At 32.2% G+C, this 15257-nt stretch carries 11 protein-coding genes and 2 pseudogenes; 8 read left to right on the forward strand and 5 right to left on the reverse strand.

Annotated elements, in window-relative coordinates:
* Window positions 1–266: 266 nt before the first annotated feature.
* Window positions 267–1354: pseudogene (locus tag THEWI_RS04705) on the reverse strand (amino acid permease); the annotation flags it as partial.
* Between the two features lie 115 nt (window positions 1355–1469).
* Here THEWI_RS04705 and THEWI_RS04710 point away from each other — a divergent pair.
* Window positions 1470–1994, forward strand: coding sequence for a hypothetical protein (locus THEWI_RS04710; RefSeq protein WP_014062641.1), 525 nt, complete (start codon window positions 1470–1472; stop codon window positions 1992–1994).
* 17 nt (window positions 1995–2011) lie between these two features.
* Here the strand turns inward: THEWI_RS04710 and THEWI_RS04715 are convergent, their stop codons facing one another.
* The 4 genes from THEWI_RS04715 to THEWI_RS04730 form a co-directional block, all read right to left on the reverse strand.
* The gene (locus THEWI_RS04715) at window positions 2012–2305 is read right to left on the reverse strand and encodes a CC/Se motif family (seleno)protein (protein ID WP_014062642.1); all 294 of its coding nucleotides are present in this window, start codon (window positions 2303–2305) and stop codon (window positions 2012–2014) included.
* Between the two features lie 18 nt (window positions 2306–2323).
* A complete protein-coding gene (locus THEWI_RS04720; protein WP_014062643.1) occupies window positions 2324–4120 on the reverse strand; it encodes a carbon starvation CstA family protein in 1797 nt (598 codons plus the stop codon).
* Between the two features lie 135 nt (window positions 4121–4255).
* On the reverse strand, window positions 4256–5023 hold the full coding sequence (locus THEWI_RS04725) for a LytR/AlgR family response regulator transcription factor (protein ID WP_004401692.1): 768 nt from the start codon (window positions 5021–5023) through the stop codon (window positions 4256–4258).
* Entirely contained in the window at window positions 4995–6734 is a 1740-nt protein-coding gene (locus THEWI_RS04730) for a sensor histidine kinase (protein WP_014062644.1), read from the reverse strand. The genes THEWI_RS04725 and THEWI_RS04730 overlap by 29 nt, the downstream gene beginning before the upstream one ends.
* Before the next feature lie 205 nt (window positions 6735–6939).
* Between THEWI_RS04730 and THEWI_RS04735 the strand changes: the two genes are divergently transcribed.
* The 7 genes and pseudogenes from THEWI_RS04735 to THEWI_RS04765 all read left to right on the forward strand — a co-directional run bounded on the left by THEWI_RS04735 (window position 6940) and on the right by THEWI_RS04765 (window position 15248).
* Window positions 6940–7515: an RNA polymerase sigma factor gene (locus THEWI_RS04735; protein WP_014062645.1), complete on the forward strand. Its 576-nt coding sequence runs from the start codon at window positions 6940–6942 to the stop codon at window positions 7513–7515.
* Window positions 7512–8660 carry a DUF4349 domain-containing protein gene (locus tag THEWI_RS04740; protein ID WP_014062646.1) on the forward strand — a complete coding sequence of 383 codons (1149 nt, stop codon included), beginning with the start codon at window positions 7512–7514 and terminating at the stop codon, window positions 8658–8660. Before THEWI_RS04735 ends, THEWI_RS04740 begins: the two co-directional genes overlap by 4 nt.
* 65 nt (window positions 8661–8725) lie before the next feature.
* Window positions 8726–11343, forward strand: a pseudogene (polA, locus tag THEWI_RS04745) (DNA polymerase I).
* Window positions 11344–11354: 11 nt separating this feature from the next.
* Window positions 11355–11951 carry a dephospho-CoA kinase gene (gene coaE / locus THEWI_RS04750; RefSeq protein WP_014062648.1) on the forward strand — a complete coding sequence of 199 codons (597 nt, stop codon included), beginning with the start codon at window positions 11355–11357 and terminating at the stop codon, window positions 11949–11951.
* A 23-nt stretch (window positions 11952–11974) separates the two neighbouring features.
* Window positions 11975–12535, forward strand: a complete 561-nt coding sequence (locus THEWI_RS04755; protein WP_003871277.1) for a lytic transglycosylase domain-containing protein — start codon at window positions 11975–11977, stop codon at window positions 12533–12535.
* A gap of 75 nt (window positions 12536–12610) precedes the next feature.
* Window positions 12611–13645: a nicotinate phosphoribosyltransferase gene (locus tag THEWI_RS04760; RefSeq protein ID WP_003871276.1), complete on the forward strand. Its 1035-nt coding sequence runs from the start codon at window positions 12611–12613 to the stop codon at window positions 13643–13645.
* Window positions 13646–13664: 19 nt separating this feature from the next.
* Window positions 13665–15248 (forward strand): ABC transporter substrate-binding protein, encoded by a 1584-nt coding sequence (locus tag THEWI_RS04765; RefSeq protein ID WP_014062649.1) that lies wholly within the window; start codon window positions 13665–13667, stop codon window positions 15246–15248.
* The last annotated feature ends 9 nt before the right edge of the window (window positions 15249–15257 follow it).

The raw sequence follows: 15257 nt of genomic DNA on the forward strand, positions 1-15257 counted from the left end.
AAAGTTTCAAAAAACATGACAAATTATTAGTACTTTTACCATACGTCAAAAAGATTAAGTTTTTTAGTTATATAATATAAAAAGAAGATTATTAGGAGTATTATAATTCCTCCGACAAATCCAACAGATTGTTTAGGTATTAACAATGAGGAAGACAATACTATCCCTATCAGCATTATTGTAAACCATTCTTTTTTTGAAGATGAGGTATTTCCCATGATAGGTTTGTATTTTATAAATGTGTAGAGTATTATTATCCAGTTGAAAAATTGTACAAACCCTGTAGCGCTTGTTATATATTCGTAGACGTCCTTTGGTAGTATGTAAGAAAGAATAACTGCTATGAAAAGCCCAAAACTACTTAAGGCAAGAGCATATATGGGTACATCTCTTTTTGTTTTTTTGCTAGAAAAGTAGGAGCAAACCTGCTTTGTCCCAAAGAGTAGAGGACTTGTGTTACGGCATACATTGCGCCATTCATTGTAGTTAAAGCTGCCGTAAGTATTACAAAATTCATTATTGAAGCTATAAAGGGAATTTTGGTAAAGGACAAAAGTTTTATAAAAGGGCTTTCGGTAATGGAGATGGTATCCCATGGTATTATCATTAGTAATAGGGTTATTGAGGAAATGTATAATATTGTAAGAAATAAGACTATATATTTACGAGCTATTGGAGTATATTTTCGAGGATTTTTCGTTTTTACTGCTGACATTGCTACAACTTCTACACCGCCAAAGGGGATTAGTGACATGAGCATTGCACCTAAAAATCCTTTTATACCGTGAGGTGCAAATCCCCCATGAACATAGAGATTTTTAATTCCCATAGTAGGAGTCTTTGCAAAAAAGCCCATTAGTGTAAGGATCCCTACTATGACTATAATAAATAAAGCCACTATTTTTATAGTAGAAAACCAGGATTCAATTTCTCCAAAGTTTTTCGTTCCCGTTAAATTGATAGTTATAACTAAAGCGGAATATATAAGAGAAAAAATCCATAAGGGTACTTTAGGAAACCAATATTTTGTAAATATAGATGATGCAGTTACTTCACTGGACATGATGAAAACTCCTGCTGTCCAGTACACCCAGCCGCTCAAAAAACCTCCAATATCTCCCAAAGCTTCTTCTGCGTATACTCTAAAAGTTCCTTCTACCGGTTTATAAGTAATCATTTGTGACAGTGCATAAAAAACTTGTGACATGATAAAAGCTGATACAACGTAATTAAGTATAATAATAGGGCCGGCAGTATGAATTGCAATGCCACTGGCTAAGAAAAATCCTGCCCCCAAAATTCCTCCAACGCCGATAAGTACTAATTCGTTGACAGATAGTGCACCTTTTTCCATATTTACACCTCCACAAATTGTTAGTATTATTATTGGCAAATTAGTGTTAGCTTATTATTGCAAATTTAACTATTCTATAGTAAAATTCGATATTATAAATTGAAGGAGGTGCTACATGAAATACAAGACTTTCACAAAAAAAGAAAGGGTGCTCTTATATCTTTTGATATTATTGATTTATACAGTGCTTTTAGTGAGCTTTTTTAATGCTTTTATTGATGTAAACGAAAAAAGGATTCATGTATTTGATACTTTGCTTGAGTGGTTTTTATATGTTTTTTTAGTGATGGTATTTTCAGGATTTTTGCTATCTTTGGCTAATTCTTTTCACGAGTTAAATGAAGACCGGTTGATATTGAGATTTGGAATTTTAGGATTTATGCATATAAGATATAGTGATATATCTGCGATTTCAGAGTATAACGAAAAAGACATTCCTTTTGGGAGAATGCGTATTTTGAAAAATACTTGTTATATGGCTTTTGCTAAAAGAAGTCTTGTTAAGATAGAATTAAAAAAGAAAGTTCGAGTATATTATTTATTCTTTTTCAAAAGATGGGTAGATACTGCTATTTTTTCTGTGGATAAAAGAGAGGAATTTATAAAAGAGTTAAATAAGAAAGCAGGGAAAATGCCTTAATAAGCAATTTCCCTGCTTTAAATTACTTTCCATCCATTGATTGCAAGATATTTTATACCTAAAATACTTTTAAGTTCAATTGTTAGATTTTCTAATTCCCTTTCATATATTATTTTGTCTACGTATACGTTAATTCTGTCAACTCCTACAATATAGTATTTTTCTTGATTTTTTGGAATACCAATAAATATTTCTGGGGGGAGGTTAGGCTCTATACAGCAATTTTGGATGTCATGATATTTAATGGATATATTGCCGCCTTTTTTGAGTATATATTCTTTTGCAGCTTTAGTGATTTTCAAATAAAACACCCCGTTTCAAAATCTACTTTAATTAAATACACTTGCTTTAATTGCCTCTTTTGTGAGTTTTCCTTTTTTGAGCCATCCATACCATTTTACTACAGAATCTATTATAATGGTGATTGCTAGTAGTATTATTGTAATTGAAAGCACCACAAGTAACATGTTACCTTTTGGAAGGTAATTGGTGACTATATTTAAGTATGCAGCGTATAATGTAGTTGTAGCCATAAATATGAAGGGAATCAATGTTATCCACATGTATTGAGGTTTTCCTTTTTTAATGATGACAGTTGTTCCTAAGGCTAAAGCTATTGCTGCAAGTAATTGGTTGGAAGTTCCAAATAAAGGCCATATTGTTGAAATATTTCCAGTATATACTAGGTAACCCCATGCGAAAGATATTAAGAAGCTTGTAAAAATTATCCCTGGCCACCAATTTCTATCTCCTAAAGATTTGTATATTGCTCCACCTGCTTCTTGTAACAAATATCTTCCTATACGAGTGCCTGCGTCTATTGTAGTTAGAATGAATAATGCTTCAAATAGTATTACAAAATGATAGAGATATGCACTGAGATGCTCTAAAAAAGGAATTTTGGAGAAGATAAAGGTCATACCTACACCAAGAGTTACTGCACCACCTGGCCTTCCTGCTACATTTTCACCGACTAACTGAGATAAAACTGGTAAGTCTACGACTTTCATGCCCAACTTTTGGAAGACTTCAGGAGATACATTTATAGCAAAGTAATCAGCAGGGATTAAACTTGTTGCAGCTATTAACGCCATCATTGCAACAAAACCTTCTGCTAACATTGCTCCATAAGCTATAGGCAGTATATCTTTTTCGTTTTTTATCATTTTAGGCGTTGTTCCAGATGACACAAGAGAATGAAAACCAGATATGGCTCCGCAGGCTATTGTTATAAACACATAAGGCCATACTTTTCCAGGGATTATAGGACCTCCTCCTGCGACAAATTGTGTTACAGCAGGCATTCTTATTTCAGGATTTACGATTATAACTCCTATTGCAAGAAGAAGCATTACACCTAATTTCATATAAGTGCTCAAATAATCCCTGGGCACTAACAAAAGCCACACGGGTAATACTGCCGCAATGAAACCATAACTAGCCAATATTACAGTCATTTCTTTTTGGCTAAATGTTAAATAACGAGCTAAAGCTGTGTGTTCAATATAAGGTCCTGCCACAACGGACAATATCAAAAGAGTCACACCTATTATTGTTGCTCCTTTTACATCGTCAGGTCTAATCCATTTCATGTATATTCCCATAAAGATTGCTATAGGAATTGTGGCAGCAACTGTAAATGTTCCCCATGGGCTGTTGTATAAGGCATTTACTACAACAAGTGAAAGACCTGCCAGTGTAATTATAATTATTAAAAGGACGGCTATAGCGGTTGCTACTCCTGATACTTTACCTACTTCTTTTCTGGTAATGTCTATTATAGAAGATCCATCATGCCTTACAGAAGCGAAAAGTATTACCATGTCGTGAACTGCTCCTGCTAGTACTGCGCCAATTAAAATCCACAAAGCTCCTGGCAGATAGCCAAATTGTGCAGCAAGTACCGGTCCTACAAGAGGTCCTGCACCGGCTATTGCAGCAAAATGATGTCCAAAAAGGACCCATTTGTTAGTTGGAACGTAGTCATAGCCATTTTCCAGTCTATAAGCAGGTGTTGTCCTGTTTTCATCAAATGCCAGAACTTTGGCAGCGATGAAGGCGCCATAGAACCGGTATGCTAAAGCGTATACACTTGCTGTTATGATAACTAAAACTAGACCGTTCATTGAATATAACCCCTCCTGTAATAAATTTCAATTATAAGTTTAACACAGATTTTAAACGATTTCAGTCAATTTGAAATGAAAAGAAGAAATTAAACTATGAAAAGAAATATATATAGATAAAAAGAAATGACAGGGTTAATTATCCCTGTCAAGACCCAGCAAAAGTTTTAGTTCTTTTATTTGAGATTTGCCTACAGGTATTTGGGTTTTTTTGTTGTCATCCATTACCACCCAGTAAGTGCCTTTGAACCAAGGCAATATTTCTATTATTTTATTTAAGTTAACAATGTAACTTTTTTGAACCCTAAAAAAGGCATTTTCTTTAAGCTTTTCTTCAAGGCTTTTTATCGTTCCTTTGTATATAAAATTGTCACTTTTAGTTTTTACCATAACATCTCCTTCATAGGCTTCTGCAAAAATTATTTCATCTAAATCGATAAGTTTTATTCTTCCATTTTTTTCAACAGCTAATTTTTCTATTTTTTTGTTTTCGAATTCTAAGGAGGGATTATATTGTCGTTTCCATTCCATATCTTTATAAAAGGTTCTTATTTTTTCTAATGTCTTATATAGCCTATGCTGACTTATTGGTTTTAAAAGATAATCAAGGGCTCCTATTTCAAAAGCTTCTATTGCGTGCATATCATAAGCGGTTACAAAAACCACATAAGGCAGTTTCCCGACAGAAGATATATGTTTTGCTACATCGGAACCGTTTATTTTTGGGATGTTTATGTCGAGAAATACTACTTCAGGCTTTAACTCTTCTATCAATTTTAGCGCTGAAAGACCGTTGTCAGCCTCTCCTACAATTTCTATGTCTTCATACTCACTAAGAAGATATTTGAGTTCATCTCTTGCAGGTGGTTCGTCGTCAATAATTAACGCTTTCAATTTCTTCATATACATCATCCCTTTTTAAGTAAGCTTTGGGTATTTTAAAAGAAACTTTTGTACCAATCTTTTCTTCGCTTTTAATTACTAGAGAACATTCTTTACAAAATATAGTAGTAAGCCTTTCATTTACATTATAAAGACCAATTCCTGCTCCATTGCCAAAACCTTTTCTCAAAAGATTTTGTTGGTCTTCTTGTTTTATTCCTATTCCATCATCTTCTACACAAAAGCTAATGTAGTCTACTTTGTCTTTTATTTTTATTTTGATAGTTCCACCATCACCTTTCGGGAGGATACCGTGTTTTACGGCATTTTCAACTATTGGCTGAAGGGTAAAAGAAGGCATGTAATAGGACAGTACATTTTCATCAATGTCTTGTTCTATGTTTAGTTTATCTCCAAAACGAGCTTTTTCTATATATAAGTAAGCATTGATATTATTTAACTCTTGCTCAATAGTGACATACTTTCCTACATTTTTTAAATTGTGTTTAAAATATTCACTTAAATTTATTAAGAGTGCTCGCGCTTCATCAGGTTTTGTTCTTATAAAAGATATGACAGTATTTAAAGCATTAAACAAAAAGTGAGGATTAATTTGAGCTTGTAAAGCGTTAAGTTTTGCTTCAGTAGCTAATTTTCTCTGATATTCTGCATCAGCAATTTCTAATTGATAAGATATTAAATGTCCTAACCCTTTTGCAAGCTCAATTTCTGTATTTGAGATGACATTATTTCTCGATTTATTTCCTCCTTTGTAGAGTTTTAATGTTCCTACCACTTTATCGTACTTAAAAAGAGGCACAATTACAGCAGAGGATAAAGGACAATCCTCATGGGAACATCCGATTTCTTCTTTTGATTTGGCTATGCGGATTTTTCTAGTTTTTAAAACTTCTTTTGTCGCTTTTGTGAGTACTGGTGTACCAGGTTTATGGTGGTCTGAAGCGATACCTACGTGGGCTAAAATTTTCTTTTTGTCAGTTAATGTAACAGCTGATACATTTGTGGAATTATATATTATTTCTGCTGTTTTTTGTGCCGATTCTTCATTTAATCCCTTTCTTAAGTATGGCAGAGTTTTGGATGCAATTTCAAGGGCGATTTTTGCTTGCATGGCAGAGATTTGTTCTTTTTCATCGAAGACCGATTTAATTATTATCATAAATATAGCTATACCTGTTGCATTGACTATCATCATAGGTAATCCTATAATATCTACCAATTCTAAAGCTTGGGAAAAAGGCTTGGCAGTTGTTAAAATGATTAACATTTGTACAGCTTCACCTATAAATCCTGCTACAAATGCCAATTCCCAAGGGACATGTTCCCCTTTATAATATTTTCTTATAAGTCCACCAGAAAATCCTTCTAAAATAGTAGATACGCCACAAGACATTGCTGTAAAACCACCTAAGAAAAATCTGTGAACTCCTGCTATTAAACCTGCACCTAAACCTACTAAAGGGCCTCCTATTAAGCCTGCTACCATTGGACCTACCACTCTTGAGTTTGCAATAGCGTCTTTTATAGGTACACCGACGTAAGTTCCTGCAATACCTATTACCCCAAAGATGACCATGGTCAAAAGAAGGTCTTTTTTTGTAACGCGACTGTTATAGATTATTTTTTTGAAAAATTCTGCCTTAGAAAGCACAAAAGCTAGAAGAGCTATTATGCTAAACCTTTCTGCAAGTATTATCAGAAGCTCATACATATTTGTTCACTCCATTATCAAAAATTTTCTAAATTAGAAGGATAAAGTAATCAGCATGTCGTATTATTAATATATATCTTAATTATATTTATTCTACAGAAATAACTTTTTTCCTGCAACACATATTTTCCATATATTGCATCTTAATATTTGGGAACAAGTTTTATTTTTTTACGTCTAAATTGAATGAAAGGGAGGTTAGAAGGTGGGACAGGAGGAGTTGTTGGAGAGGGCAAAAGCTGGAGATGTGGAGGCTTTTGAGATTTTAGCAAGTAGCTATCAGAAATACATATATAATGTTATTTTAAGGACTGTTGGGGACAAAGAGGAGGCCTTAGACCTTACTCAGGAAACGTTACTTAAAGCGTATTTAAATATAAAAAAATTTAAGGGGAATAGCAGTTTCAGGACATGGCTTTATAGAATTGCTATAAACTGTGCTATGGATTATTTAAGAAAAAGAAATATAGGAAAAAATTACTTTAAACAAATGGAAGAATTTAAAAATGAAGTAAAAAATTTTAAAACCCCTGAAGAGGTGGTAGATAAAAAATTAACTGCAGAAATGATAATGAAAGAAATAAACAAACTCCCTGTTGATTATAAAGTTGTTTTGATTTTAAGAGACGTAGAAGGTTTAAACTATGAAGAAATATCCAAGATATTGAATTTGAACCTAGGTACTGTAAAGTCCCGCTTATGGCGAGCAAGAAACCTTTTGAAGGAGAGGGTAAAGTCTTTGCCAGAATTTTTATCATTAGAAGAAAGGAGGCAGCTATGATGGATTGCAAAAAGGTGCTTAAGCTTATCCCACAATATATAGACGGTGAATTGGATGAAGCCCAAAAGAAAGAATTTGAAACTCATCTAGAAAACTGTGAAAGTTGCAAAAAGGAATACCAACTGGAAAAAAAGATAATAGAAAATTTAAAAAATATGCCTCCTTTAGAACTTCCTGAAGATTTTAATAAAAAAATACATGAAAAATTGGTTTACCAGAAAAATATTTTAGAGAAGAAAAAAGAAAGGTTAAAAAAGACGTTAACAGTAGCAGTTATTGCAGCTTCTTTCATACTTATGACAGTATTTGTAGTAAATATTTTTAAATTTGATAAATCCTCACGAATAGAATCGAGTGCTCCTTTAAACAATATCAAAATGACTCAAAGTGCTGATTTGTCTAAAAAGGAAGGAATTAATAATGAAGTTAATATGTTTTCAATCACTGGTCAAAGAGGATTGCCAGCAGGAACTTCAAGGAAAATTACAAAAAATGCAACCATCTCCTTAGAAGTAGAAGATGTCAATGTATGTTATGATAAAGTGTTTAAATTGGTAAAAGAAGCAGAAGGCTTTATTGAAAGTTCTGATGAAACTGTATTTACCGATAATACCAAAAGGATAAATCTTGTTTTGAAGGTGCGGGAAGATAAATTTGAAAGTGTGGTTTCTCAGATTAAAGAATTTGGTAAAGTAACAGCTTTAAGAATAGATAGCAAAGACGTTACAGAGCAGTATTATGATTTAAAAGCAAGACTAAAAAACTTAGAAATAGAGGAACAAAAACTTCAAGACATTATGAATAAGGCTTCTACAGTCAAGGAAATGCTTGAAGTAGAATCCGAAATAAACAGGATAAGAAGCGATATAGAATCAATGAAAGAACAGTTAAAAGTATGGGAAAATCTTACGAGGCTAGGAACCATAAATCTTTCAATAAGACAGGTTTCCAAGGTTAAGAAACCTACGACTCTAGTTTCTTTTAAGGGAATCGGTAGAGATATAAAACAAGCTTTTATAAATAATGTAAATTTTTTAATATTTTTTATAAAGAAGCTGATAATAATATTGGCAATAGTTTTACCTTATGGTGCACTGGCTTTTATTGGGTATAAAGTGTATATCTATTTCAAAAAAAGAAGATGACAATTTACATCTTCTTTTTTTTGCGGTATATTAAAATACAAAGAAATAAAAATGGGAGTGATTTAATGTCTAAATTTTTAGTAATTGACGGGAGTAGCCTCATGTACAGAGCCTATTATGCCTTGCCAATGCTTACTACAAGTGAAGGATTACATACAAATGCCTTATATGGCTTTACTATGATGCTTATAAAACTTATTGAAGAGGAAAAACCTGATTATATAGCTATAGCTTTTGACAAAAAAGCTCCTACTTTTAGACACAAAGAGTATCAAGACTACAAAGCTACAAGACAAGCAATGCCTGAGGAACTTACAGAACAAGTAGACCTTTTAAAAGAAATTATAGATGGCTTTAATATAAAGACTTTAGAATTAGAAGGTTACGAAGCCGATGACATCATAGGTACTATTTCAAAGTTGGCAGAGGAAAAAGGAATGGAAGTGCTTGTAGTTACAGGAGATAGGGACGCGCTTCAATTAGTTTCAGATAAAGTGAAAGTTAAGATTTCTAAAAAGGGTATAACTCAGATGGAGGAATTTGACGAAAAGGCTGTTTTAGAAAGATATGAAATAACTCCTCAGCAATTTATTGATTTAAAAGGGTTAATGGGGGATAAATCTGATAATATCCCAGGGATACCTAATATAGGAGAAAAAACAGCGATTAAACTTTTAAAAGAATTTGGCAGTGTTGAAAATTTGCTCCAAAATCTTTCTCAACTCAAAGGTAAGATAAAGGAAAATATAGAAAATAATAAAGAATTAGCTGTAATGAGTAAAAGACTTGCAACTATAAAAAGAGACATTCCTATTGAGATAGATTTTGAGGAATATAGAGTAAAAGACTTTAATGAGGAGAAGCTTTTGGAGCTTTTTAATAAATTAGAATTCTTTAGTTTGATTGATAACATAAAGAAAAAAATAACGTAGAGATTGTAAATAATCATAAAGTTCAAAAATGGTCAAAAGTAGATATAAGAAAATTAATAACTTTATTGCAAGACAGCAGAAATATTGCTTTTTATCCACTAATTTATGAAGGGGAAATAAAGAAAATAGCTTTTTCTTTTGGAGAGGATACTGTTTATATTGATGTTTTTCAAATAGAAGATTTAAAAGAGATTTTTGAAAAAGAAGAGTTTGAATTTACAACCCACGAAATAAAAGATTTTTTAGTTAAACTCTCTTATAAAGGAATAGAGTGTAAAAGCAAGTACATAGATACTGCTATAATGGCTTATCTTTTAAATCCTTCTGAGTCTAACTATGATTTGGACCGCGTGCTGAAAAAATATTTAAAGGTGGATGTTCCATCTTATGAAGAGGTATTTGGCAAAGGTAGGGATAAAAAGAAGCTTGAAGAAATAGGGGAAGATATACTTGCAGATTACATTTGCAGTAGATGTGTACATCTATTTGATTTAAGAGAAAAGTTGATGAATTTTATTGAAGAAATGGACATGAAAAAACTTTTATTAGAAATAGAAATGCCTCTTGTAGAAGTTTTAAAATTAATGGAAGTAAGTGGTTTTACATTAGATAAAGAAGTCCTAAAAGAGCTTTCACAAAAAATAGATGATAGAATAGCAGAAATACTAGATAAAATTTATAAAGAGGCAGGGTATCAATTTAATGTAAATTCCCCTAAGCAATTAAGTGAATTTTTGTTTGAAAAGTTAAATTTACCAGTAATAAAGAAAACAAAAACAGGATATTCTACAGATTCTGAAGTTTTAGAGCAATTAGTTCCTTATAATGATGTTGTCAGTGATATAATAGAGTATAGGCAACTTACAAAACTTAAATCTACTTATATAGACGGATTTTTGCCCCTCATGGATGAAAACAATAGAGTACATTCTAATTTTAAGCAAATGGTCACTGCTACAGGCAGAATAAGCAGTACCGAGCCGAATCTACAAAATATACCTATAAGAGAAGAGTTTGGCAGACAAATTAGAAGAGCTTTTATTCCGCGGACTAAAGATGGGTATATTGTCTCGGCTGATTATTCTCAGATTGAACTAAGGGTTTTAGCACATGTTTCGGGGGATGAGAAGCTAATAGAATCTTTTATGAATAACGAAGATATACATTTAAGAACAGCTGCTGAAGTTTTTAAAGTCCCAATGGAAAAAGTTACACCTGAAATGAGAAGAGCGGCAAAAGCCGTAAACTTTGGTATAATATATGGCATTAGCGATTATGGGCTTTCTCGAGACCTTAAAATATCAAGAAAAGAGGCAAAAGAGTATATAAATAATTATTTTGAAAGATACAAAGGAGTAAAAGAATATATTGAAAAAATAGTGCGATTTGCAAAAGAAAATGGCTATGTGACTACAATAATGAACAGAAGAAGATATATTCCTGAGATAAACTCAAGAAATTTTACTCAAAGGTCGCAGGCTGAGAGGTTAGCAATGAATGCTCCAATACAGGGAAGTGCGGCTGATATAATAAAAATGGCAATGGTTAAAGTTTATGAAGATTTTAAAAAATTGCAGTTAAAGTCTCAACTTATATTGCAAGTGCACGATGAGCTTGTAGTAGATACGTATAAAGATGAAGTAGAAATTGTAAAGAAAATATTGAAAGAAAATATGGAAAATGTGATAAAACTAAAAGTCCCTCTTGTTGTTGAAATTGGTATAGGGCCCAATTGGTTTTTAGCCAAGTGAGGTGTACAAAAATGCAAGTAATTGGACTTACTGGCGGTATTGCATCAGGGAAAAGCACTGTTTCTAAGCTTTTAAAGAAGATGGGTGCTGTGATTATTGATGCAGATATTGTATCGAGAGAAATAATGGTAAAAGGAACAGAAACATATAATAAAATTGTAGAATATTTTGGAAAAGAAATTTTAAAGGAAGACGGAGAAATTGACAGAAAAAAATTGGGTAATATTGTGTTTGCTGACAGAAGGAAGCTTAAAAAATTAAATGAAATTACTCATCCTATAATAATAGAGCGGATAAAAGAAAAAATAGAAGAAGAAAGAAAAAAAAATCAGCAAAAGGCTATTGTATTAGATGCAGCTCTTTTAATTGAAATGAAACTTTATAAAATGGTAGATGAGGTTTGGCTAGTAGTAGTAGATTCAAAAACTCAAATAAAGAGGGTTATGGAAAGGGATAAACTTTCTTATAAAGATGCAATAAACCGAATAAAAAGTCAAATGCCTTTGGATGAAAAGATGAAGTACGCAGATTTTATAATAAACAATAGCAAAGATTTTAAAGCTATGGAAAAACAAGTTACACTATTTTGGGGAAGATTTGCAACATAAATCATAATATCGGAGGAGTTACTTTGAGGAAAAAAGTTGCGGTAATATTTTTGATATTAGTAGGTCTTTTGTTTACTTACGAGTTAAATACTCATTATTTTTTAAAAAAAATTTATCCTCTTAAATACCACAATTATGTAGTTTATTACGCAAAAGAGTATGGCGTAGACCCCTATCTTATTTTTGCTGTAATAAAAGTAGAAAGTAATTTTAAAAGTGATGCAATTTCTAGCAAAAATGCTATAGGATTAATGCAAATTTTACCAGATACTGGAAGATGGATTGCTAATAAAGTAGGGATAAAAAACTACAGCGATGATATGCTTTTTGAGCCTAAATACAATATTCAGATGGGGACATGGTATTTGACTTATCTTCTTAAAACTTTTAATGGAAATATACAGTTAGCTGTAGCAGCTTATAACGGAGGTAGTGGAAATGTAGATGCATGGCTTAAAGACAAGAGATTTTCCAAAGATGGGAAACAGCTACATGCTGTTCCTTATCCTGAGACAAATAGATATATAAAAAAGGTGTTAGCAGTTTATCAGATATATAAATTTATATATGAAACTAAAAGTTGATATGAATATACAAAAAAAGCTGAAAAATTGGTATAATAGTATCGTTAAAAAAGAAAATAAAAAGGGAGGACACAAATGAAACTATTAAAGCATTTAAAAGACTTAAATGAAGTAAAAATTGAAAAGGATAGGGAGTTTTTCTCAGCTACTCATGAAGAAATAAAAAATGCATGGACTACAGATGTGTATTTTTTAAGAACCCAGGATATTTTGTCATATCTTGGTGTACAAGATAAAATAGTCACAGCGGAGATATTTCCAAGAAAAAAAGGAGTTTTTGCAGGGTTACCAGAAGTAATGAGTTTACTTAAAGACAAAAATGTGGAAGTATGGTCTTTGGAAGAAGGGGACACTTTTGAAGCTAAAGATACAGTAATGAGGATAAAAGGGCCTTATAGTGAGTTTGGAATTTATGAGACGGCAATATTAGGAATTCTTGCAAGTTCTTCCGGTTGGGCAACAGCAGCAAGGGAGCTTAAAGAAGTTGCCAAAGACAAACCAATATTATGTTTTGGTGCAAGGCATGTACATCCAGCTGTGGCACCTGTGATGGAAAGGGCGGCTTTAGTAGGAGGGGCAGATGATGCCAGCTGTATTTTAGGTGCAAAATTAATGGGGAAAGACCCTAAAGGGACAGTACCTCATGCTGCTTTTTTGCTTGCAGGAGATACATTAGAAGTGGCGAAAGCTTACAGAGATATAACTCCCCTTGATGAAAAGATAACCATTTTAGTTGATACTTTTAAAGACGAAGTGGAAGAGGCTTTGAGGGTTGCTGAATTTTTAGGGGATAGATTATACGGAGTAAGACTTGATACTCCATCAGAAAGAGGTGGAGTTACACCTAGTTTAGTGTATGAACTAAGGCAAAGATTAAATCAAAAAGGATTTACAAATGTAAAAATTATAGTTTCTGGAGGTTTAAACCCAGAACGGGTAGCAGAACTTTCTGAAAGTGGAGCAGATGCTTTTGGAGTAGGAAGTTACATATCTGATGCTCAACCTATTGATATGACAATGGATATAAAAGAAGTGGAAGGAGTACCTATTGCTAAAAGAGGGAGAATTCCTGGAATTATCGAAAATAAAAAATTGAAAAAGATAAAATAGTTTTCGGAGATGATAGTTAATGAGAAAATTTATTATATTATCTTTCATTTTGATGTTTATTTTTACAGGATGCAAAACTACTCCGCAAAATATGGTAAATTTACCTCAAGCATCTGAGGACAAAACTAAGATTAAAGAAGAAAAGCCAGTAGAGGGTGGCACTTTAAGAGTAAATATTACTTCTTTTGATACATTAAATCCTTTTTTGAATGACAATGAGAGAGTAAGGCAAATGTTAAATTTGTCATTGGAAGGATTAGTTACCTTGGATAAAACTTTAAAACCTATTCCTCAATTAGCAGAAAACTGGCAGATAAATGGACTTAATATAAAATTTTATTTAAAAAAGAATGTTAAATGGCAGGATGGAGTAAGTTTTACAGCTAATGATGTAAAATTTACTTTTGATTCTTTTAAAAATAAGGATGTAAAAAGTCCTTATAGGGATATTCTCATTAACTATCTCTCCTCTTATAAGACAAATGGTGATTATGAATTTGAAGTTGTTTTAAATAAACCTGTTGCAAATCCAATAGCTTTGTTTACTTTTCCTATTCTAGCTGAGCACCAATATAAAGGTAAGGAAGATATTTTAAATAAAGATATTGTACCTATTGGTACAGGGCCATATAAGATATCTTCTTACAGCGTTGGCAGAGAAATTATTTTTGAAAGAAATCCTTATTATAGAGGCGACAAACCTTATATAGATAGTATAGTGTTTAAAATTGTGCCTGATGAAAATGCTATGATAACATCTTTTCAAAGCAAAGAAGCAGATTTTACTTTTTTAAGTGACATAGACTGGGATAAATACAAAGAGATTTCAAACGTAAATATTTATAAATACGTTATGCAAGATTATGTATTTATGGCCCCTAATTATCAAAAGCCAGCTTTGAAAGATTCAAATGTCAGGAAAGCGATGTGTTATGGAATAGATGTTGACAAAATTTTGAGAGATGTATATTTCAGTCATGGGTTAAAGTCATGTATTCCCGTTCGCCCTGATTCGTGGCTTTATAGCAATAAAATAGTATCTCATAATTACGATATAAAAGAGGCAAATAAAATATTAGAGGAAAGTGGTTGGAATTTAGTTAAAGGGATAAGGAGCAATGGAACTTATCAGCTCAAATTTGATTTGCTGGTAAATGCAAATAATCCATATTTGATTAAAGTTGCTCAAATTATAAAGAATAATTTAAAAGATGTAGGAATTGAAATAAACATTGTACCAAAAGATTGGAGCAATTTACTAAGTTCTGTATATTCGGGTAAATTTGATTTGGTGTTAATGGAGTGGAATTTAAGTTATAATCAAGATATGTCTACAATGTTTATGACAAAAGGCAAAGACAATTTTATGGGTTATAGTAATTCTAAAGTTGATGAAATATATAGTAGAATTTTTTATGATTCAGAAGAGAATTCTTTAAAAACAGATTATCAGGCTTTGGAACAAGTTTTTTTAGAGGAACAACCCATAATTGGCCTTTTCTATATTGAAGGAGCAGTTATGGCATATGACAATGTAAAAGTTGTGGACCCTACTGGATTTAATGTTTTTAACAATATAGAAAAATGGTATATCAAAAAATAGGTATTGACA

Source organism: Thermoanaerobacter wiegelii Rt8.B1 (assembly GCF_000147695.2).
Lineage (GTDB): Bacteria > Bacillota > Thermoanaerobacteria > Thermoanaerobacterales > Thermoanaerobacteraceae > Thermoanaerobacter > Thermoanaerobacter ethanolicus.